The sequence below is a fragment of the Aeoliella sp. genome (assembly GCF_965227375.1).
In the GTDB taxonomy this organism is placed as follows: Bacteria; Planctomycetota; Planctomycetia; order Pirellulales; family Lacipirellulaceae; genus Aeoliella.
On the sequence record NZ_CBDDFX010000001.1, the window covers coordinates 825,948 to 845,544 of the forward strand.

Annotated in this window: 19 protein-coding genes and 1 tRNA gene; 11 read left to right on the plus strand and 9 right to left on the minus strand. The window is 61.1% G+C overall.

Annotated features, from left to right (window positions below):
- Window positions 1-123: 123 nt before the first annotated feature.
- Window positions 124-1,338, minus strand: a complete 1,215-nt coding sequence (locus ACQK2L_RS03330) for a peptidylprolyl isomerase (protein ID WP_425395511.1) — start codon at window positions 1,336-1,338, stop codon at window positions 124-126.
- A gap of 102 nt (window positions 1,339-1,440) precedes the next feature.
- Here ACQK2L_RS03330 and ACQK2L_RS03335 point away from each other — a divergent pair, with 102 nt between their 5' ends.
- From ACQK2L_RS03335 to gluQRS, 4 genes are all read left to right on the plus strand, one after another.
- Window positions 1,441-2,091: an RsmD family RNA methyltransferase gene (locus tag ACQK2L_RS03335; protein ID WP_425395512.1), complete on the plus strand. Its 651-nt coding sequence runs from the start codon at window positions 1,441-1,443 to the stop codon at window positions 2,089-2,091.
- A gap of 47 nt (window positions 2,092-2,138) precedes the next feature.
- Window positions 2,139-3,056, plus strand: a complete 918-nt coding sequence (locus ACQK2L_RS03340; RefSeq protein ID WP_425395513.1) for an alpha/beta hydrolase — start codon at window positions 2,139-2,141, stop codon at window positions 3,054-3,056.
- A gap of 99 nt (window positions 3,057-3,155) precedes the next feature.
- Window positions 3,156-3,617: a dual specificity protein phosphatase family protein gene (locus ACQK2L_RS03345; protein ID WP_425395514.1), complete on the plus strand. Its 462-nt coding sequence runs from the start codon at window positions 3,156-3,158 to the stop codon at window positions 3,615-3,617.
- A gap of 706 nt (window positions 3,618-4,323) precedes the next feature.
- Window positions 4,324-5,271 (plus strand): tRNA glutamyl-Q(34) synthetase GluQRS, encoded by a 948-nt coding sequence (gluQRS, locus tag ACQK2L_RS03350; protein ID WP_425395515.1) that lies wholly within the window; start codon window positions 4,324-4,326, stop codon window positions 5,269-5,271.
- Here gluQRS and ACQK2L_RS03355 read toward each other — a convergent pair.
- From ACQK2L_RS03355 to ACQK2L_RS03365, 3 genes are read right to left on the minus strand one after another with little or no spacing between them, the layout of a single operon-like run.
- Window positions 5,264-5,674 carry a hypothetical protein gene (locus ACQK2L_RS03355; protein ID WP_425395516.1) on the minus strand — a complete coding sequence of 137 codons (411 nt, stop codon included), beginning with the start codon at window positions 5,672-5,674 and terminating at the stop codon, window positions 5,264-5,266. The two genes, gluQRS and ACQK2L_RS03355, sit on opposite strands and share 8 nt — an antisense overlap.
- Before the next feature lie 12 nt (window positions 5,675-5,686).
- Window positions 5,687-6,694, minus strand: a complete 1,008-nt coding sequence (locus ACQK2L_RS03360) for a YhdH/YhfP family quinone oxidoreductase (protein ID WP_425395517.1) — start codon at window positions 6,692-6,694, stop codon at window positions 5,687-5,689.
- 7 nt (window positions 6,695-6,701) lie between these two features.
- Entirely contained in the window at window positions 6,702-7,061 is a 360-nt protein-coding gene (locus ACQK2L_RS03365; RefSeq protein ID WP_425395518.1) for a 4a-hydroxytetrahydrobiopterin dehydratase, read from the minus strand.
- A 499-nt stretch (window positions 7,062-7,560) separates the two neighbouring features.
- Between ACQK2L_RS03365 and ACQK2L_RS03370 the strand changes: the two genes are divergently transcribed.
- From ACQK2L_RS03370 to ACQK2L_RS03390, 5 genes are all read left to right on the plus strand, one after another.
- Complete coding sequence (locus tag ACQK2L_RS03370; RefSeq protein WP_425395519.1) at window positions 7,561-8,157, plus strand: response regulator transcription factor; 597 nt, start codon at window positions 7,561-7,563, stop codon at window positions 8,155-8,157.
- A gap of 152 nt (window positions 8,158-8,309) precedes the next feature.
- Window positions 8,310-9,176 carry a PSP1 domain-containing protein gene (locus ACQK2L_RS03375; protein ID WP_425395520.1) on the plus strand — a complete coding sequence of 289 codons (867 nt, stop codon included), beginning with the start codon at window positions 8,310-8,312 and terminating at the stop codon, window positions 9,174-9,176.
- A gap of 57 nt (window positions 9,177-9,233) precedes the next feature.
- Complete coding sequence (locus tag ACQK2L_RS03380) at window positions 9,234-9,695, plus strand: Minf_1886 family protein (protein ID WP_425395521.1); 462 nt, start codon at window positions 9,234-9,236, stop codon at window positions 9,693-9,695.
- A complete protein-coding gene (locus ACQK2L_RS03385; protein ID WP_425395522.1) occupies window positions 9,692-9,880 on the plus strand; it encodes a hypothetical protein in 189 nt (62 codons plus the stop codon). Before ACQK2L_RS03380 ends, ACQK2L_RS03385 begins: the two co-directional genes overlap by 4 nt.
- A gap of 113 nt (window positions 9,881-9,993) precedes the next feature.
- Window positions 9,994-11,094 (plus strand): prenyltransferase/squalene oxidase repeat-containing protein, encoded by a 1,101-nt coding sequence (locus ACQK2L_RS03390; RefSeq protein ID WP_425395523.1) that lies wholly within the window; start codon window positions 9,994-9,996, stop codon window positions 11,092-11,094.
- Window positions 11,095-11,098: 4 nt separating this feature from the next.
- On the opposite strand, the gene mch is transcribed toward ACQK2L_RS03390, so the two are convergent.
- The 5 genes from mch to ACQK2L_RS03415 all read right to left on the minus strand — a co-directional run bounded on the left by mch (window position 11,099) and on the right by ACQK2L_RS03415 (window position 17,548).
- On the minus strand, window positions 11,099-12,115 hold the full coding sequence (mch, locus tag ACQK2L_RS03395) for a methenyltetrahydromethanopterin cyclohydrolase (RefSeq protein ID WP_425395524.1): 1,017 nt from the start codon (window positions 12,113-12,115) through the stop codon (window positions 11,099-11,101).
- A gap of 21 nt (window positions 12,116-12,136) precedes the next feature.
- Window positions 12,137-13,891, minus strand: a complete 1,755-nt coding sequence (locus tag ACQK2L_RS03400; RefSeq protein ID WP_425395525.1) for a TIGR03545 family protein — start codon at window positions 13,889-13,891, stop codon at window positions 12,137-12,139.
- A 5-nt stretch (window positions 13,892-13,896) separates the two neighbouring features.
- Window positions 13,897-14,406 (minus strand): TIGR03546 family protein, encoded by a 510-nt coding sequence (locus ACQK2L_RS03405; protein ID WP_425395526.1) that lies wholly within the window; start codon window positions 14,404-14,406, stop codon window positions 13,897-13,899.
- A 132-nt stretch (window positions 14,407-14,538) separates the two neighbouring features.
- Window positions 14,539-16,815: a multiheme c-type cytochrome gene (locus ACQK2L_RS03410; protein ID WP_425395527.1), complete on the minus strand. Its 2,277-nt coding sequence runs from the start codon at window positions 16,813-16,815 to the stop codon at window positions 14,539-14,541.
- A gap of 7 nt (window positions 16,816-16,822) precedes the next feature.
- The gene (locus ACQK2L_RS03415; RefSeq protein WP_425395528.1) at window positions 16,823-17,548 is read right to left on the minus strand and encodes a hypothetical protein; all 726 of its coding nucleotides are present in this window, start codon (window positions 17,546-17,548) and stop codon (window positions 16,823-16,825) included.
- A gap of 133 nt (window positions 17,549-17,681) precedes the next feature.
- On the opposite strand from ACQK2L_RS03415, the gene rfbB reads away from it, so the two are divergent.
- Window positions 17,682-18,740, plus strand: a complete 1,059-nt coding sequence (rfbB, locus tag ACQK2L_RS03420) for a dTDP-glucose 4,6-dehydratase (RefSeq protein ID WP_425395529.1) — start codon at window positions 17,682-17,684, stop codon at window positions 18,738-18,740.
- A gap of 711 nt (window positions 18,741-19,451) precedes the next feature.
- Window positions 19,452-19,525: transfer RNA gene (locus ACQK2L_RS03425), tRNA-Met, on the plus strand.
- Window positions 19,526-19,597: the final 72 nt, after the last annotated feature.

A 19,597-nucleotide genomic window follows, 5' to 3' on the forward strand; every position in this document is an offset into this window, starting at 1 on the left:
GGAGCTACCGAACTTCCATTATGCACCGCCAACAGCCCCGGGCAACGCATTAGCACCCGAATTCTGGAACTCCGGCTCCAGAAATCAGGATTTCAGCTTGAGGGCGACTCTTTGGCTCTACCGCTACCGTTCCGGCAGTTTCTCGAAGTCGTAGTCGTGGCCGCGGTCGCGGACGACTTCGGCCTTGATGATCTTGTCCGGCGTTGGCAACGGCGGCTGGGCTTGGGGATTGCGGCGTTGGATTTTGCCCAGCACTTCGATGCCTTCGACCACGCGGCCGAACGCCGTGTGCCTGCCGTCGAGGCTGGTGGTGGGAATGAAGCACAGGAAGAATTGCGAGCCGCCAGTGTCGCGACCGGCGTGGGCCATGCTCAGCGTGCCACGGAAATGCTTGCGGGCGTCGGGCTCGAAGCATTCGCACTTGATGTTGTAGCCGGGGCCACCACTGCCGCTGCCGGTGGGGTCGCCGCCTTGGGCCATAAATTGCGGCAGGACGCGGTGGAACACCACTCCGTCGTAGAAGCCGTCCTTCACCAGGTTGATCATGTTGGCCGTGGCGATGGGCGCCTGATCCTCGAACAACTCGACCACGATGTCGCCTTCGGAGGTGGTAAACTTCACGCGCGGCAAATCGTTCTTGGTGGCTTCCGCTTCGCGAATCTGCTGCTCCGCTTCCCAGGCGGATTTCAGATCGCCGAGTTCGTTTTCGAACTGCTTGGACTTCATATAGAACAAAGCCTCAGGCTCGTTCTTGGGTTGGATCTGGTCGAAGACGCCTTGCTCATTGGCGGCCGCGAAGTACTTCTCGGCAGTGTCGAAATCGTTAGCGCACACGGCCGAGAACGCGCCCCAGATCAGCAGCTTCTTTTCGGGGTGCTCGCCATCGACCAGCACTTTGATGATGGGCAAGGCCTGTTCGTACTGGTCGCCGCCGAAGTAGTCGCCGCCGGTGGCTTTGGGGGGCTCTTCGCCGATCGCAAAGTGCTTGGCCATGCCGAGGAGCAGCTCGGTGACTTCGGCGTTTTCGTTGGGCGCCACTTTGTAGAGTTCGAGCGCCGCGGCGGTCCAGGCGGCCATTCGCTCGCGTGCCTTGTTAACGACTGCTGGCAACTCGGCGTTAATTTCCTCCTGGCGTTGTTCGTCGGACGACTGAAATTCGCCCCGCAGGTCTTCGATCTCCTTGAACACTTCCTTGTAGCTGGCCGCCGCCTTGTCGTAGGCCGCTTGTGCCTCTTCGACGGTTTTCGGCGGGGCGGCTGGCTCTTGCGATGCGACCGGCCGCACGCACACCATGCAAATGACGAACAACAACAGCAAGAAAGGCGAGCGATGACGCATGTTGGTTCCCTCCACGGGGGCGACGGGGTAGGTTAGCATCTAACCAGCAAGCCTTTTAAGATACCACACCAGCCCACCCCGCCCCAACCGCCCCCGATTGCTATGAGCCGGCGCCACAAGTCGAACGATTCTGCCGGCGAAGGGCGCGAAACCGAGATTCGCATCATTGGCGGCCAGTACCGCGGCAGCCGCCTGGCGTACCACGGCGACCCCGTGACTCGGCCGATGAAGCACCGCGTGCGCGAGGCCATTTTCAACCTCATCGGCCTTGAGGCAGAAGGCCGCCACGCGCTCGACCTGTTTGCTGGCACCGGCGCGCTGGGGCTCGAAGCGCTGAGCCGCGGAGCCGCTTCCGCCTTGTTCATCGAGCGGCACATTCCCACCGCCCGCGTGGTGCGGGAGAACATCGCCCATCTGGACGTGGACGACGAATGCACGGTGCTCGAGGCGAGTGCCTTCGTGTGGGCCAAGCGGGATCTACCGACCGGCAAGAACACGCCGGATGCGTCGCGGCCGTGGCTGGTGTTCGTGAGTCCGCCGTACGCGTTCTTCGTCGATCGCCAGCAGGAGATGCTCGACTTGGTGACCTCCGTGCTGCAACACGCCCCGCCCGCGAGTACCATGGTGGTGGAAGCCGACGAGCGATTCGACTTCTCGCTGCTGCCCGGCCCCGTGAGAGAGCATCGCCGCGACGATGGCTGGGACATTCGCACCTACCTGCCGGCCGTGGTGGGCGTGTGGCGAAAAGAGTAAGCGGTGCGCGGCCTATAGTTCTCGCAATTCAAACAACAGGTGACAGCATGATGTGGCTTCGAAGTCTCTACGTGTGCGTGGTAGCGGTGTTGGCTTTCAGTTCTCCTGCAGTCGCGCAGCAGGAGATTCCGTTGTGGCCGGAAGGGCATGCGGCGAACCAGGGCACCGGCGATGCGGTCACCGAACCCCGGCCCGACCGCCTGGTGGTGCACTACCATCCGACGATGGAGATGTACTTGCCGGAAGAATTCACTGGCGGCCCGGCCGTGCTGGTTTGTCCTGGCGGAGGTTACGGAGTGCTGGCTATCGATCACGAGGGCCGACAGGTCGCCAAGTGGCTCAACGATCGCGGCATTGCGGCATTCGTGTTGAAGTATCGCTGCGGCGCCAAGAACCCCCACCCCGCACCGCTCAGCGACGCACTGCGCGGCATGCGCTTAATTCGGTCGATGGCCGAAGAACACAAAATCAATCCCTACCAGGTGGGCGTGATGGGCTTCTCGGCGGGCGGGCACCTGGCTTCCAGCACTTCGACGATGTGGGACATGGGCAATCCGGAGTCGGACGACCCGATCGAGAAACTTTCGAGCCGTCCCGACTTTTCAATTTTGGTGTACCCCGTGGTTTCGTTGAATCCGGACATCGCCCACATGGGATCGCGCCGCAACCTACTGGGCGACAAGGCCGAACAGTCACTGGTCGACCAGATGTCGACCGACCAGCGCGTGACGAAGCAAACGCCGACCACATTCCTCGCCCACGCCAGCGACGACCGCGGAGTCGTGCCCGCCAACTCGATCCGCTACTTCGAAGCCCTGGTAAAACACCGCGTGCCAGCCGAACTACACCTCTACGAACACGGCGGCCATGGCTTCGGGATGAATACGCTGGAGTCGAAGCAGAACCAGTGGCTGGATGATCTCGACGTGTGGCTGGGGCGACAGGTTAGTGGGTCGGACGAATAGTCGGTGGGATTATTAGCCACGGATGCACACGGATGGGCACGGATGCTTTAAATGAAGCCTTGAACAAGAGCAACTCCGAAGGCGAGTAGGACAAGTTCGATGTGGAAGGTTGCTGATGGTCTCTTCCTAGGCACAATAGAGGACGCCGAAGACGTCACGTCGCTTCGGTCACTTGGTGTTTCTTATGTTGTGAATTGTGCCAAGGAACTGCCTTCGTCCCACGAGAACGAGCTAATCTACTTGCGATTGAATCTGAAAGATCCAGACAGCGGGTTAATGGAGTGCTTGGATGCAGCCTGCGAGTTTATCGATAATGGACGGAGGTCTGGCGGCGTCCTCGTCTTCTGCCAAGGGGCAATCAGCCGCAGCCCGTCAGTAGTACTTGGTTACCTTTGCCACGGTGGAAGTAAGCTAGAAGAGGCCGTTCGCGAATTGGCAACTGTTTGCCAAACTCGTCCCAACGGTGTTTTTCTTGACCAGGTGGCAATGCACTTCGAGAACCGCTCGCTCAGCGACAAGGAACTGCAGAATCTCATCAGACAACTGTCGCATGAGATGTAGGTGTGTCAGGCTGAAGCGCAAGAGCAGCTGCCAACCTGTCGCATGGCGACGGCCGGGGCGGCCATCGTACCTTTTTTGTTGCCGTGAGTGGTTTTCTTACAAACGCGTGGGACAATGGTGGTGTGGGCGGATTGCGTCCGCTCCTCGCTGGGAACTGGCGGTGGTCCGAACTCTTGCGAGTCCGGCTATGCTGCGCGGGCCATCGTGGCAAACTGGGGGAGGTGAGTTTTGTCGCAGTTGGGGGTTTTGTCGCACCTGCGGTGAACTGAGCGCAACAACTCGCCTTCGCTGTGCGGGATCGAATGACGCAAGTGGCTATTACAAAAGAGGTTACGGAGAACGCCGAGCACACCAACATCAGGAGTTTTGTCGCAGGTAATCGATAGTTACGACAACTGCGACAAAACTCGCGCCGCATGGCTGGGCGGATTGCGGTCTCGGTCCTGCTCCGACTAGTAGCGAGCGTGCTCCTCGACCGCCGGGCGCTGGCCTCCTTACCCAGGGTAGCGTCCAAGCTCGTGGTACTCGCTTGGACGCAACCCTGGGCTGAAAGTCGAATCCCTTTCGGGGAAGTATTGGTACAACGTGTTTTCCGTTTCGCGATGATTTGCGTGTATTGGCGGGCGAACCTCCAGCGCTACACATAACGCGTGATTTGGTATCCTCCGTTCCCTCAGTTATCTCCTGTTCAAAAACACTGGTCCCCATGCCTCGTACTCGACTTGCCCCATCGCCCACTGGAGCCTTACATCTGGGCAACGCGCGGACGTTTCTGGTGAACTGGGCGCTCGCGCGGCAGCAGGGGTGGCAGGTGTTGATGCGGATTGAGGATCTCGATGGGCCGCGGGTTAAGCAGCAGGCGTCGCTCGAAGCGATCGAGCTGCTCGAGTGGTTGGACGTCGATTGGGATGCGGGGCCGGTGTATCAAACGAGTGACCTCGAGCCGTATCGGCAGGCGCTGTGGCAGCTGGCCGCGCGCGGATTGGCGTACCCGTGCAACTGCACGCGCCGTGAGATCGAAGCGGCTAGTCGCTCGGCGCCGCACGCCGACGAGCATGAGCTGCGCTACCCAGGCACCTGCCGCCCCGCAGAGCCGACTCCCGTTGCGGCGAGCGATGTGGAACTCGACGAGTGCGGGTGGCGGTTCCGCGTGCCTGTGGGTGAGCAGTCGTTTGTCGACGAGTTTCTCGGCCAGCAACAGATCGACGTGCAGCAGACCGTGGGCGACTTTCAGATTTGGACCAAAGGAGGTTTGCCCAGCTACCAATTGGCCGTGGTAGTGGACGACGCGCGGCAGGCAATGGATCGCATCGTCCGCGGCAACGACCTGGTGACCTCCACGCCGCGTCAACAGCTGTTGGCCGCCGCACTCGAGCTGGACTACGCCCCCCGGTTCTGGCACTTGCCACTGGTGCGCGGCGAGGACGGCCGACGCCTGGCCAAACGCCACGGCGACACCCGGCTGGTGCACTATCGCGAGCAAGGTGTCGCCGCCGAGCGCGTGGTGGGACTGTTGGCCGAGTGGTGCGGTCTGGGACCGCGACGAGAAATGACAGCGGAAGAATTTGCCAAGTCGTTCCGGCTCGATGCACTGCCCGGCGACGACGTGGTATTCGCTGAGCAAGACGACCAGTGGCTACTGGATGCTAGATGACTGCGAGCGAGAGGATTCCAATCATGACCGCTAACAACACGACTCCCGCGCAGCCTCCGGACGACTGCGCAGCGTCGCCGTGCGTTGGCTCGCTGGAGAGGTCCAGATGTTGCCACTCGACGAGGGTTTGCCAAGCGTCGTCGCCTTTGGCGTAGAGCGACATGGCCTGCACCACTTCGTCGCGCGAGACGAGCCGAGTGGACTGGTAGTGCCGGTCGGTGTCGCCGTCCTGGTACTCCAGTTCGAACTGGTCGCCTTCGACGCGGCATTGCATGTAGGTGAGCGGCTGGCGGGTGAGAATCGCAAAGGTGTTCTGCTCAGAGTCGAGCGACTGCACCACGCGCTCGATGTCGGCCGACGAAGGATTGTTGGTCGCGCCGCCTAGTTCGCTTTCGAGTTGCACTGCGTATGTCCTTTACTTCTTTGGTAACACCAACGTCCGCCCCACCACTTTGCCTGCCATGATCTGCTGCACTCGATCAGATACCTCCGAAAGCGTGATCTCCGTGAGGCACTCCTCCGGCAGGTCGACCTTCCAGTCGGTGGAAAGGTGCTTCCACATCTCCAGCCGCATCGCGCGAGGGCACTTGGCCGAGTCGATGCCGGCCAGCGTTACGCCGCGCAAAATGAACGGGTGCACCGTGAGCGGCAAGTCGGCGCCGGCCACCAGGCCGCACGCGGTCACGCAACCTCGGTGCAGCGTGGAACGCAGGATGGTCGCCAGCGGCACCCCGCCCACGGTGTCGACCGCTGCGGCCCACTTCGACTTGAGCAGCGGCCGATCGGAAGAGTCGTTCACCGCGTCCCGCCCAACGACCTCTGCAGCGCCCAGCTGCCTGAGCAGCGCGGCCTGTTCGGACTTGCCGCTGACGGCCGTTACTTCGTATCCCAACTTAGCGAGGATCGCCACGCTCCACATTCCAACTCCACCGGTCGCGCCGGTCACCACCACAGGGCCTTTGTCCGGCAGGATGTTCCGCTCGACGATGGCCGAGACCGACTGCGCGGCGGTGAAACCGGCGGTGCCGATCGCCATGGCGCGACGAGCGTCGAGGCCCTCGGGCATGGCCACGACCCAGTCCGCTGGCACGCGAACGTATTGCGAATATCCGCCCCACTGCTCGGCCCCCAGGCCGTATCCGGTCACCAGCACCGAGTCGCCCACGTTCCAGTCGTCGCTATCGGAAGCGGCCACCGTGCCGGCGCAATCGATGCCCGGCACGTGGGGCAGCGATCGCACCACCCCCGGATGGCCCTGGCAGGCTAGGGCATCCTTGTAATTAAAGGAGGCATATTCCACCTCGATCACCACCTCGCCCGCCGGCAAGTCGGCCAGCGTGAGGTCGGAAACCTTGGCCGACACTTCACCATCGGGCGACTTGTCGACCACGAGTGCCACAAAGGGTTCGGCTACTGTAGGCATGATTGGCTCACGCGAGTGCGATAGGAAGTTGGTCGATCTTGGCCGCCAGAATGAAGTCGTTTTCGCTGAGCCCCCCGATGGCGTGGGTCCACAGTTCAACGGCCACGTTGCGGTACCCTTCGATGTGCAAGTCGGGATGGTGGCCATCGGCCTCGGCGACTTCGGCACACTTGTTGAAAAAGTCCATACCCGCCATGAAGTTTTTCACGCGCCACTGCTTGCGGATGCGCTGTCCACCTTGGACCAATTCCCAACCGTCAAGCTGGGCAAGCTGGGCCGTTGCTTCCTCCAAAGTGCAAGGATCGACCCCACCTTCGCAAGGCAGGCACTTCTTGGCAGTCAGTTGGGCGACAGATTGAGTTTGCACGGCAAAGTCCTTACTGCAAAGGGTTTACGATCTCGAGCGACCATGGCATGGGCGATTCTTCAAGTCCCGCCTTATGCATTATCCCCGTCGCAGTCGCAGCGACAACAGGCGGCTGTGGCCATGGAGAGCAGCGTCTTTTAGTGGTTTCCTGGGAATAATGTCGGGGGTTTTCTGGGATTTACGTATTACTTTGCGTGCCACCCGCTTGGCACTCCCGATGTGGATAACCCAATTTCCTCGCATTCACAAGTCTATCGCTGTGCTGGGTTTATGGGTGATATACCCTAACTCCGAAGGCTACCTCAGGGGAAAGCTTTAGCTGTTTGCAATTGCCGATAAGAGCTGTAACCTCGAAGCGTGTGATACTGTTCGCCTGCTCACTCGTACATTTGTGGGATGGCCAACCACTCGTCACTAAAGTCACTGGGCCAGGGGGCAAGAAATGCATACGGTTGTCGAACCAACTAGGGTCAGACTATCGTCGAACCACGCAAGGAACATGAAGTCGAAGAAACCACAGAAGCTACGGATCGCGCTCTGTGTCAGGCGTCCGCTTGATCTAGAAGCCTACTCCCTGTTGATTGAAACGGTGGCGCACGCCAAAGTCGTGGCACGCTCCACCGACGGTCAGTTGCTTGCCAAACAGGCGGCAGCGGCCGGCGCGAATGTAGTGCTTGTAGAAACTGGATTGGCCAAAGAGTGTGCCGACACGTCACTCGCCGACCTGCTAGGCAACGGGCAAGCCACGCAGGTGGCGCTCGTGGAAGATGGCGCAACAGCGACTGATACCCTGTCGCACCTTCCTGTCGTATCCCAGAAGCAAGAGTTGGTGGCTTTCTTAGGGGGAGAGCCATCAACTGCTTCTGTCGACACGGATGGAGAAGTCGATATCGAGACGCTGGGTATTACGCGGCGCGAGCGGGAGGTCTGGCAGCTCATCGCCCAAGGTCTGGCGGTGCGCGAGGCGGCCGAAAGCCTGGGCCTGGCCGAAAGCACGATCGACAGCCACAAGTCGCGCCTGATGCGCAAGCTGGGCATCCACAAGTCGCTCGACTTGGTGCGATTGGCCGTGCGGCTGGGAATCGTGGAAGCCTAGAGCGCTACGAGTATCTGTAGTGCGTTCCAAACTCCGCCAGGACACTTGTCTGGCCGCCGGCGGGCGTTTCGGGTATGGTTGAGCAGATCGGGCTGCCCCTGGTAGGGTGGCCACTGCTGTTCCGCCGCTGCCCCCCACGCCCCACGCCTGTCATGCCCAAGTACGTCGTGCGCTACGGTTCGATGCGTTACTTGGGTGTGTTCTCCAGCAAGGGCTCCGACTACCGCCGCGGCACCGATGTCATCGCCCGCACCAACCGTGGCATGGAGTCGGGCGAAGTGCTGTGCGAGGCCACCGAACAGGCCGTCGCGCAGCTTACCGACCCACAGCGGGGCAGCATTGTCCGCGAACAGTCGGAAGAAGACCGCCGCGAGATCTTCCGCCTGCTCGGTCAGCAACGCGAAGAGTTTGAAGTCTGCGGTAAGCGGATCGCGGAACTCGGCCTCGACATGCGACTGGTGGATGTCGAACACCTGTACGGCGGCGAACGCGTGATCGTGTACTACTTGGCCGACGAGCGCGTGGACTTCCGCCAGTTGGTGAAAGTGCTAGCAACCGAGTTCCAGACGCGGATCGAGATGCGTCAGATCGGCGTTCGCGACGAAGCCAAGCTGCTGGCCGACTATGGCGATTGCGGCAAGCCCGTCTGCTGCAACACGCACCTGTCGGAGATGCCTCCGGTGTCGATGAAGATGGCCAAGCTGCAGAAGGCCACGCTCGACCCCAGTAAGATTTCCGGCCGTTGCGGGCGGCTGAAGTGCTGTTTGCGGTACGAATACGACACCTACCAGGAGCTGCGGCGGGAGCTGCCTCCGGTCGGGGCGGCCATTATCACCGAGAATGGCCGGGCCAAGGTCCTGGGGCACGAGATCCTGGCCGGCCAATTGCTGGTGGAAACCGAAGACATGCGGCGGGTGATTATCGACGCTGCAGAGGTGTTAACCGTACTCGGAAAGGGAAAATCTGCCGCAGAAAAGGCTCCCCCGTCTCGCACGAATGGCGATTCTGAGGAACAATAGAGATAGACGTGCCTCGGTCGCCTCAGATTTCACTTCTACGACACTGCCCCCTCTGCCATGAGTAAGTCGATGCTCAATCCCAGCCACCCGATCGTCGAGTTGCTGGAACGGGATAAACGCTACAAGTTCGATGCGTACCAGTTTGTGTTCGATGCGCTGGGATACGCGCAGAATCGTTTGGAGTATGGCAAGCCGTACGCTCCGGAAGAGTTTGAAGACATCGAAGACTTGGATGACCAACTGGAGCATCACGTCTCGGGGCAGGAACTTTGCGAGGCGATCCGCCTTTATGCCCTCGAGCAGTATGGACTGGTGGCTCAATGCGTTTTGTCGGAGTGGGGTGTTCATAGCACGTCCGACTTCGGCGAGATCGTCTTCAATCTGATCGACATCAAGCAGATGAAGAAGACCGATCACGATCGCCGCGAAGACTTCAACAATGTCTACGATTTCGACAAAGCGTTTCGCGTTGGCTTCGAGAGCACGATGCGAGATTCTAGCAAGGAACGCGGGGAGTGAGTCGCCGAAAGAAGCGTTCGAAGCAGAGCGCCCCCGAAGTCGAACCCAAGCCCGCTGCGCCGTCGGACCTGCCCGAGCGCTGGCCCCCTCCCAAACCACGGTTCTGGATGCTGGCGCTGTCCGCCACGTGCGTGCTGGCATGGTTGGCCGTATTGGCCTATATCGGGCTGACTTACGGCAACTAGCCTCCAGCCCCGCCTGCGGGCTATAATAACTGAGTGCTTTGGCAACAAGGCACTAGTGGCCTGCCGCGTGCGATTCGCTCCCGCTAGCTCTGCGAAACAGAAAGAGTCTTCCTATGTGTGTTCGTTTTCTCGCTCCCCTTGCGCTCTTGCTCGCGGTCTCCACGCTGAGCTTTGCCCAGGAGACTGCCACCAAGCCGGCGCCCACGGCCCAGCACCTCGCGGCACGGGGTGTGGAGTATCTTCGCGCGGCGCAGGCCGATGATGGTTCGTTCAGCAGCCACGCTGGCCCTGGCATCACGGCGATTGCTACCGCAGGTCTACTGCGTAGCGGCTTGACCACCAGCGATCCAGCCGTGAGCAAAGGCCTGGAGTACCTGCTCGGCTTCACGCAGGACGACGGCGGTGTCTATGGCGAAGGTTCGCGTTACAAGAACTACGAGACGAGTCTGGCGATTCTCTGCCTGACCGAAGCCAACAAGGACGGCAAGTACGACGACGTGATCGAGAAGGCCCAGGCTTTCCTCAAAGGCATCCAGTGGGATGAAGAAGAGGACCATGGCCCCGACAGTTACTACTACGGTGGCGGCGGCTACGGCAGTCACTCGCGGCCCGACCTGTCTAATACCAGCTTCCTGATCGACGCCCTCGTGGCGGCTGGCAACGGCCCCGATGATCCAGCGATCCAGAAGGCCTTGGTGTTCGTGTCGCGGACGCAGAACCTCGAGTCGAAGTACAACGCGACACCGTTCGCCGCGAAGGTGGGCGACGGTGGGTTCTACTACACGCCCGCCGCCGGCGGCACCAGCCAGGCGGGCAAGACCGAAAACGGTGGCCTCCGCAGTTACGGCTCGATGACCTACGCGGGACTGAAGAGCATGATCTACGCGGGCGTCGACAAGGACGATCCTCGCGTCAAGGCCGCCTACAACTGGATCAAGCAGCACTTCACGCTCGAAGAGAATCCCGGCATGGGCGCTGCGGGACAGTTCTATTACTACCACACGTTCGCCAAGGCTCTGCATGCCATGGAGGTCGACGAGGTGACTGACTCCGATGGCAAGTCGCACGACTGGCAGCAGGAACTGGTCGCTACGCTGGCCGACCTGCAGCAGGACGATGGCAGCTGGCTCAATACCGGAAGCGAGCGGTGGCTGGAAGCCGATCCCAATCTGGTGACCGGTTACGCGCTGCTGGCCTTGTCGTACTGCAAGTAGCCGCTCAGGTACCGAACGACTTCTCGAGCACTTCCGGCGCGAACTTGCCATAGCGGCGGTTCGCGCCGGTATCGAGATTCACCAGTTCGACCACAGCCGGGCTGAACAGGTGCTTGTCGATCTTGTAGAAGTCGTGATCGTAGGCGGCAAACAACTCTTTGAACGGCCGTCCATGATCGGCCGAGGCACTCGACGGAGCCTTTGGGCCTAGTTGGTCGATGCTCTCTTGGTCGCCACGCACGTAGAGCACCACGTGGCCGCCGTACAGAATCGCATCGTTCGTGCGACCGATGCCCGACAGCACGTCGCCGGCCACTGGTGGCAGCGGGGCGAGGCCCCAACCACTCTCGACGCGCGCCAGGTCGAACCCCAATTCGTGCAGCTTGTGCAGCGCGGTTTCGACACTCCGCGCCACGACCTGCACGTTACCCGCCTGGCTGTTGGTGGGTGCAACCAACAGCGTTAGCGCGCTGGTCTCGACACCGCACTTCGCTGCGAGGTCGGCACACACGGCTTCAGGCGGCACGGTGTCGGTCTCGAGCAACCCCACGGCAACGTCCGCTGTTTCGCGGCAACCGATATGTTCGAACAGTTCTTCCCGACCAGCCGCCGCGCGCATCGGGCCGGAGCCCATGGCAAAGTAGCCGTCGCCTTTGACTTCCCAGCCGGCGTACTGCGAGGCCATGCACGCGGCCACGGGATTGTCGGTCCGTACCAAGACCGCAGGGCCACCGGTCAGCGGGCTGGTGGCAAACGTCACCTCGCCCAGCGCAGCCATCGACACTTGGGCCATACGCCGCCCGGCTTCCAGTCCGCCAGGAACGGTGATGCCCAAGTCGATGATCCTGGCACTAGCGACCTGGGACGTTTCGACTCGCAGTTCGGCCGCCTGGTCGACGATCGATTCGCAATGCGCGTGCGCGCGACGATTGAGCAGCAATGACCCGGCGATGACGATCCTCCCCTGCGAAACTAGTAGCGAAAGGCAGCAGTGTTTTACCGCCGCCTGGACTGTCCGCAAGCAAGTATGGCAGACCGCAGGCTATTTGAACAACTGCCCAAACGGCGATCGTCCGATCTGCGAGTCGTCGCCCCCCTGCCCCAGCAGCGTCGCCAGGATGTCGCCGGGGCCTTGCAGTTCGCTGGCCACTTTTGATTGGAACGCGGCAAACTCGTTATCGAGCTTCGCCAGCTGGGCGTCGACTTCCTGCTGCCCTCGGGCGAGCAGGCGTTGCCGCTCGGCTGCGACGACGTCCTTGGCCGCCTGGCTGATTGAGGAGGCCAGTTGTTCGCCGAGCGTGGATTGCAGGTCGAACTCCGGACGGTTCAACGTGCCGCGGATGTCGACCGTCGTGCTCGCCTGGTCGATCCGCCCAATGCTGGCAGTCAGCGCGGCTTCGAGCCGCTCGCCTAGCGAACCAGCGGCCACGGTAGGCTCAATCTTGAGAGCCCCTTGGGTGACTTCGAGCTTGCCCTCCAGCTGGTCGTCGACCAGATGCAGTGTGAGCACTACATCGGCGCGAGTCGGGGCGACCGCCAGTTGCAGCTTGCCTTCGCGACCGAGCGAAGCCTCCGGCAACAGCAGGTCGCGAGCGGTGCATTCGAAATGATCGCGGGGCGTGAGCTGCGAGCGATCGAACTTCGCTTGGATCGACAGGGGCAACCCGCCCTTGGTCGTCAGTTCCAGCGTGGTCGGCTTGTTGTGCAGCGACGGCTGGTTCGTCCAGTCGCGCACCACGCCTACCAACTCCACAGGCTGTCCGCCCAAGCGAGCCGATCCGTCCAGGCGCACTGCCTTGACGAGCATGTTGGGCAGTTGCTGACAGCCGGCGAACTGAATGTTCTCGCCGCGGTCGGCTGGCGGTTGCACAATCATCTCGCTGCGAGCGGGCACGAACTGGCGAGCCCAACGTACCCAGGCGATGACCTCGGTGGCCGGCCCGGTAATCTTCTCGCCCAGCAGGTAAGTGCTCAGCTCCTTGGCATCGAGTTGGCCCAACTGCAGCTTTTCGCGGATCAACTGCTCATCGTTGCGCCGCGCTTCGGCAATGCGCGCCCGATCGGCCTTCAACTGGTCGGGCAGCGTGGTGAGTTCACTCTGCAGATGCTTAAGCGAACGCTCCAACTCGTCGGCCCGCTGCGGCACCTGCGTGAGAAACTCCGCGTGACGCAGCGGGTTCTTTCTGGCGCTGCGAACGTCCTGCTCCAGTTGCTTGGCCTGCGCCTTGATGGCCTTGGCCTGCGCCTGCAAGTCCTTGTATTTCTGTGGCCACCGTTGGGCGAGTTCCTCCGCCAGGCGGACCGACTCCAACTGCTGGTGCACGTCGGTGGAGAAACGATTCTCCAGGTCGGTCAGCCACGCTTCGGCATATTGCGAGGCCATGGGAGCCACCCAACCGGGCTCGGAAGGTTCGTCGGTGGCCAAAACCGCCTCGGGCAACTCGCCCGACGTTTCGCGCACGGTGCCGAAGTCGAGGCCGCTGATCACACCGTACTCGGCGATCAGCTTCTTGCGCAACAGGGCCGCGCTGTCGAAGTCGATCTCGATACGATCGGCCTCTACCAGGTTCTTCATGGGCGAACGAGGATTCGTCACCGCCACGTCGCGAATGGCAACGCGGGTTTCGAGCAGAGAAGCTTTCACCCGTCCCACGTCCACCTTGGCGCCGACCGCTGCTTCGCCGCCCGAGACCATCGCCCACTGCAGCAAGTAGCCACTGCCAATCTCGGTGCCTACCAGAAGCAGGACCACGATCACCAGACGGGGAACAATGTAGCTGAATCGTAAGAATCGCATCGAAACTACCCCTGTAGACGTGCGGCAAACTGTGCGCCGGCAAGTGCGCGACCGAGCCGATAGCGAACGATCCATCGACCCAATGGCGGACCAAACTTCGTGAATGCCTGCTGCGCGCCGTAGTAGCAGGGATAGCTGATGTAGAGTGCCAGCAGCAGCGAGCCGATCGTCACGGTGTTATGGAACCCGATGAATGGTCCCAACGGCTGGTCGTACAACCACGCGTAAAAGTCCTGCAACGCTGGCTGATGAAGCAACTTGTAACCAATCTTGTGGGTCAGGCCGTCGCACAGTGGCGAAACGGCAGAGAACATGGCCACCGCCAACAGACCCGCCGGCTTGTTCACCCGCAACGCACAGAGCAGCATCCCCAGCACCAGGGCGATGAGGTTGCCCTTGGGCACCATGCCGAGCATCATGCCCAGGGTGAAGCCCCAAGCCACCTGGCGGGGCGACTCGTTGGCGAGCACGGCGCCAAATAGTTGCCGAACGGGGTAGAGCAATAACGAGAACATGCCGACCTGCTAGCACGGTTGAATGAGCGTAGGGACCCCATACAAGGATGGTCCTCCTCCGTCTCAGTCGGCGGTCGGGTCAGAGCGACTTTAACGATTGTGCGGAGCGTGCGGACGGCCACACGCAGCGCGCTACAGCGGCTCTTCGGTGGAAGGTGCACTGCCGCTGCCGCGGCGCTGTTCGCCCAACTGCAGCAGTTCCCGCGTGATGTTCGCAGCATCGGGGCTATCGGGATTCAGCTCGTGCATGATTCTGAGGGTCTTGGCCGCCCGATTGATGGCCTCCTCGTCTCCCAACTGATACTGCTTTTGCTGCAACAGTGCTAGCGCCAGCGCGAAGGAGTAGTTCTGCGGCGACAACCGCAGCGCTTCGGTCAACTCGCTCTCGGCGTCATCCAGCTTGTCGACCAGGTAGAGCTGCATGCCAAGCCGATAGCGAATGTCGCCGCTTTCGGGCAGAAGCTCGATGTCGCGCCGTAGCAGCTCAATTTCCTCCTTGCGCAGCTGCAAGACTTCTTGTTCGTTGCCTGGCTGCATGGAAAGGTGCCGTGCTAGCTCCGCGCGCGTTCCCGATCGATACGGCTCGAGCCGTACTGCGGTACGAAGCTCATCAATGGCCTCGGGCTCGTCGCCCGACCACTCGGCAATGGCAGCCAGGCGCAGGTGCGTCTCGGCCCGCTCGTCCGCCAGCCGTAACTGGGTCTTGTACTCCGCCAGGGCCGGCGCGAAATCGGCAGGCAGCCCCTCCTGCCGAACGTACTGGCGCGGCAACTCGAGCACTCGAAGCACCGCGGCAATGCGAACCGTACGCACCGGATCCGCAAGGGCAGGGAATATCCTCTTCTGCACATCCCTCTCCCGCAGGTTAAGCTGCCGGTTGAACACGGCCGCTTCTCGAACCAAGGGGTCCTGCGATTTCATCGCCTTGTCCAAGGCGTTGTTGGTCTCCTGCGAAGGAAACTGCCCCAACAACTCGCAGAGCGTCGCCTGCACGATGCCCGGAGTGTTCTTCCGCTGCAGCGCCTCGACGATCAACACTTGCGCCTCGGGGTCCCCTTTTCGACCACCCGCAATGGCGGGCGCCCAATGGGGATCGTCGGGGCGATTCGGCCCATACCACTCCACCACTTTGGCGGCTGCCCACTCCGGAGTCTCCTCCGCCTTGTCGTGGCAACGATTGCAAACGTTCGGCGTACCGATCGACACGGTGAGGTCGGGACGCGGCACACGGATACTGTGATCGCGACGCGGGTCGACCACCATGTAACTGGTCTCTGGCATGTGACACTCCACGCACGACGCAGCCGGCGTGTCCATCTTGTGATGGTGGTGCAACGGCGTATCGTACTTGGCCGGCACGTGGCACTGGCCACACAGCGCGTTGCCTTCGAACTTCAGCTCCAGCGAATGGGGATTGTGACAATCCGAGCAGCGGACGCCTTCGCGATGCATGCGGCTCTGCAGGAAGGAACCGTACACGTACACTTCGTCCTCGATCTGCCCGTCGGCATGATACAGCCCTTCGCGCAGCAGCGACGTGTTGTAGTAGTTGGCAAACTTCTTGCCAGGGCGAAAGTCGGGGTGCACTTCCGACCGCCGCGAGTGGCAAGGCGCGCAAGTTTCGATCTGCGGCGTCGGGTCAAGCGACTTGATCTTCGCCAGCCCATAGCCGTGCCGACGGTCCCAAAACAGCGAATTGCTCTCGGCCAGTTCGACGTGCAAACTCGCCGGGCCGTGGCACGCTTCGCAGCTAACGTCGATCTCGGAGAAAGTCGTGTGGTACGTGTTGGTTGCGAGGTCGTAGTTCTTCTTCAAGTCCGTCGAGTGGCACTCGGCGCACGTGGTGTTCCAGTTCTGGGCGATGTTGGTCCAGTGCGTGGGGTCGTCCGGCAGAATTCGCTCGTCGAGCACATCGGGCGGTGGAACGTAGAACCAGCGATTCTCGACCGTGTCCCAGCTCACCCGTAATACCTGCACACGACCGTCCGGAAACTCGACCATGTACTGCTGCAGCGGATCGATGCCGAACGTGTACTTGATCTGGTAGTCGTGGTACTCGCCGTCGGGCCCTTCGGTGTTGACCCAGAATTCGTCGCCACGGCGAAAGAACTTGGTGGTCACGCCCAGCCGCTCGAACTGCGTGTCGTTGAAGTCACCCAGCACCGACTCGTCGGTCGCCAACTCCATGGCGCGATCGTGGTCCGACCCCAGAAACTCGTTATGTTCGGTTTGGTGGCACTCGGTACATGAAGAGCGGCCAACGTACTTGGCCGTCGCCAACGCATCGGGCGGTTTGGCGGAGAACCAATCAATCGCCGCGTAGCCGCTCACGGCGACCAACGAAAGCAGCGCCACGAGCCAGAACCACAGCTTGCCCCGGCGACCGGCGTTTGGAATCGGCTTCGACATCGACAATCTACTCGTCTTTGGCATCCGCCGCTTTCTCTTCGGGCAACTTAGCAGGCGTGCCGCGAAGTTCGAAGTCGTCCCAGTCGGCGCAGTCGTCGAAGCTGCCCACGCCCACGCGACCAGCGGGCAGCGTCTTGTCTTCGGCGGTCATGATTGGCTTTTCGAAGTTGTCGAAGAACACTTCAATCCGCCCCGTGTCGGTGCGGCGGGTGATCTTCACGCGGTGCCAGTCATCGGACCAGTTCGTCCCCTCGGTGGTGGTGAGAGAAATCGCCTTACGATCGGCGCCGTTGACCAGGAAGATCTGATTGCAGTGCGGATCGGTCTTCTTGCCAATGTGAACGTAATAGAAGTGGGCCGCGTCGACAAAACCAAAGATAAGACAAGCATCGCGGTGCCCGTAATCCTCCACCGTGCTCCGCACCGAGGCGGTCATGTCGAAGTCGCCGACCGATTTCTCTTTCAAGAGCGCGACATGGAAGGGACTTCGATGCGGTGGCTTGTACTCGCTCTTGCGGGCGTACTGACTCAGCACGCTCCGCCCATCCACTTCGGTAAACTGCCACGACTTGGGATCGAGCATCTGCCACTGCTTGTGGTTCTCGGGCTTCTCGAAGTTGTCCTCCACCACCAGCTCAAACTCGGGCTCGTCTTCCGCTGCCGCGTGCATCGCTGGCAGGCACAGGACAACAACGGCGGGAATCAACAGGTGGAACAAGCAGGCGGGTTTCATGGTGACTATTCTGGTTTGGACGATGGATTTCGTGTACGTCAAATCTCCAGTGTACACGCTCGCGACCTGAAGGGTGAACCGCCGGGAGCGATTTGCATGGCCCGCACCCCACGTGCAATCTATGATAGAGAGTATGCAGACCATCCTAGTCACCGGTGGAGCGGGATTTATCGGCAGTTGCCTCGTCCGGCAATGGGTCGCCCAGGGCGACCTGCGCCTGGTGAATCTCGACCTGCTCACCTACGCCGGCAGCCGCACGTCGCTAGCAACTGTGGCTGATAGCCCGCTGCACACGTTCGTCGAGGGCGACATCCGCGACCGCGAGCTGGTCGCCCGACTGCTGGCCGAACACCGCCCCACAGCGATGGTGCATCTGGCCGCCGAGTCGCACGTCGACCGCTCGATCGATGGCCCACAGCGGTTTGTCGAGACCAACGTCGTCGGCACGTTCACCCTGCTGGACGAAACTCGGAAGTACTGGCGTGAGCTTCCCGCCGACCAGCGCGAGCGGTTTCGCTTTGTGCACGTTTCGACCGACGAAGTGTACGGCGCGCTGGGCGACTCCGGCACGTTCGACGAACTTTCTCCCTACCAGCCGAACTCGCCCTACGCTGCCACGAAAGCCTCGTCCGACCACTTGGTGCGTGCGTATCATCGTACGTACGGCCTGCCGACCATCACCACCAATAGCTCGAACAACTACGGGCCTTATCAATATCCCGAGAAGCTCGTGCCGCTGGTGGCGCTCAACGCGCTCGATGGTCGCCCGATTCCCGTGTATGGCAGCGGCAACCAGGTTCGCGACTGGCTCCACGTAGCCGATCACGCCCAAGCGCTGCGCAAAGTGCTCGACCAAGGCACACCCGGCGAAACGTACTGCATCGGTGGCGACTGCGAGCACTCCAACTTGGAAGTCGTTCATGCGATCTGCGATGCGGTAGACCAACTCAACGGAACTGCTGGACCTAACTCCTGTCGCAAGCTGATCGAGTTCGTTGCCGATCGACCGGGGCACGATTGGAGATACGCGCTCGATAGTTCGAAGGTGCATGAACAACTCGGCTGGAAACCGACGACTGAATTCGCTGTTGGCATTCGCAAAACGGTCCGCTGGTACGCGGAGAATCGCGCATGGGTCGACGAAATCACCGGCGGAAACGATCGCCGAGGGCGGTTGGGGCTCGACTGTTAGCCTAACTCTTGGTGCCAATTGGCCGCATGGGTGTCACAACCGGCGCCACCCGAACGACGACGAGCCAAATTTTCTAAGGCAACGCCATTTTGCCCAAAATAACTTTGCATCGCGCGGCCGCGTTTTGATAAACCCATGTCTGTTGTGAATCGAGTTGATCACAACAACTGCGATGCATCGCTTGGTTCGGTACTCGTAGTACAAGGAGAGATCTTCCGATCGCGCTTTACCTCTTCTTTCGACTTCTATTATTTTGTGTGAGGTGTGGAAACGAATGACTGGCCACTTGCCGTAGGCAATGCCGAAACTGAACGCCGCGAGCAGTCAGCCCACGTGAGGCCAGCCTCGCCCAGCCCATCGGGGCACCAAGTTCTTCGAGTGTTGTCAACGCCCGTGCAGATGGTTGTTTCGAGTCCGCAAAGTCCACTTCCCTAATCCCCGAACAACAGAAAGGAAAGATTCCGATCGAAACCGAAACTGAAACCAACCCCTAAAGCCCGCTTCGCACCTCTGGCGAAGCGGGCTTTCAAGTTTCCCGGCGTTTGCCCACCCACCAACCCCGCTGTTCGCCAAAATCGCGGTTCTCCGCGAGCCGCTAGCCGCCTTGTCCCACCCCCGCGAAATGTCTAAATTACACGACTGGCCGCCCGAACCTCCCAGCCCGCTTGGAGTGTCGAATAGGTGACCAGCGAGAACGCCAGTTCTCCTCCTGGCGGAGTAGCTCAGTCGGTTAGAGCAGCGGAATCATAATCCGCGTGTCGGGGGTTCGAGTCCCTCCTCCGCTACTTGCGTCAGGCTCTGTCAGATCATGACAAACGACGCCTAACCCTTGCTCTGGCAAGGGTTTTTGTTTGCGC

Coding starts and splice junctions, on each gene's coding strand:
- ACQK2L_RS03410 (WP_425395527.1), bottom strand. CDS start 16,815: ATGTCGAAGCCGATTCCAAACGCCGGTCGCCGGGGCAAGCTGTGGTTC.
- ACQK2L_RS03405 (WP_425395526.1), bottom strand. CDS start 14,406: ATGTTCTCGTTATTGCTCTACCCCGTTCGGCAACTATTTGGCGCCGTG.
- ACQK2L_RS03330 (WP_425395511.1), bottom strand. CDS start 1,338: ATGCGTCATCGCTCGCCTTTCTTGCTGTTGTTGTTCGTCATTTGCATG.
- ACQK2L_RS03390 (WP_425395523.1), top strand. CDS start 9,994: ATGTGTGTTCGTTTTCTCGCTCCCCTTGCGCTCTTGCTCGCGGTCTCC.
- ACQK2L_RS03335 (WP_425395512.1), top strand. CDS start 1,441: ATGAGCCGGCGCCACAAGTCGAACGATTCTGCCGGCGAAGGGCGCGAA.
- gluQRS (WP_425395515.1), top strand. CDS start 4,324: ATGCCTCGTACTCGACTTGCCCCATCGCCCACTGGAGCCTTACATCTG.
- rfbB (WP_425395529.1), top strand. CDS start 17,682: ATGCAGACCATCCTAGTCACCGGTGGAGCGGGATTTATCGGCAGTTGC.
- ACQK2L_RS03415 (WP_425395528.1), bottom strand. CDS start 17,548: ATGAAACCCGCCTGCTTGTTCCACCTGTTGATTCCCGCCGTTGTTGTC.
- ACQK2L_RS03360 (WP_425395517.1), bottom strand. CDS start 6,694: ATGCCTACAGTAGCCGAACCCTTTGTGGCACTCGTGGTCGACAAGTCG.
- ACQK2L_RS03345 (WP_425395514.1), top strand. CDS start 3,156: ATGTGGAAGGTTGCTGATGGTCTCTTCCTAGGCACAATAGAGGACGCC.
- ACQK2L_RS03370 (WP_425395519.1), top strand. CDS start 7,561: ATGAAGTCGAAGAAACCACAGAAGCTACGGATCGCGCTCTGTGTCAGG.
- ACQK2L_RS03400 (WP_425395525.1), bottom strand. CDS start 13,891: ATGCGATTCTTACGATTCAGCTACATTGTTCCCCGTCTGGTGATCGTG.
- ACQK2L_RS03375 (WP_425395520.1), top strand. CDS start 8,310: ATGCCCAAGTACGTCGTGCGCTACGGTTCGATGCGTTACTTGGGTGTG.
- ACQK2L_RS03340 (WP_425395513.1), top strand. CDS start 2,139: ATGATGTGGCTTCGAAGTCTCTACGTGTGCGTGGTAGCGGTGTTGGCT.
- ACQK2L_RS03380 (WP_425395521.1), top strand. CDS start 9,234: ATGAGTAAGTCGATGCTCAATCCCAGCCACCCGATCGTCGAGTTGCTG.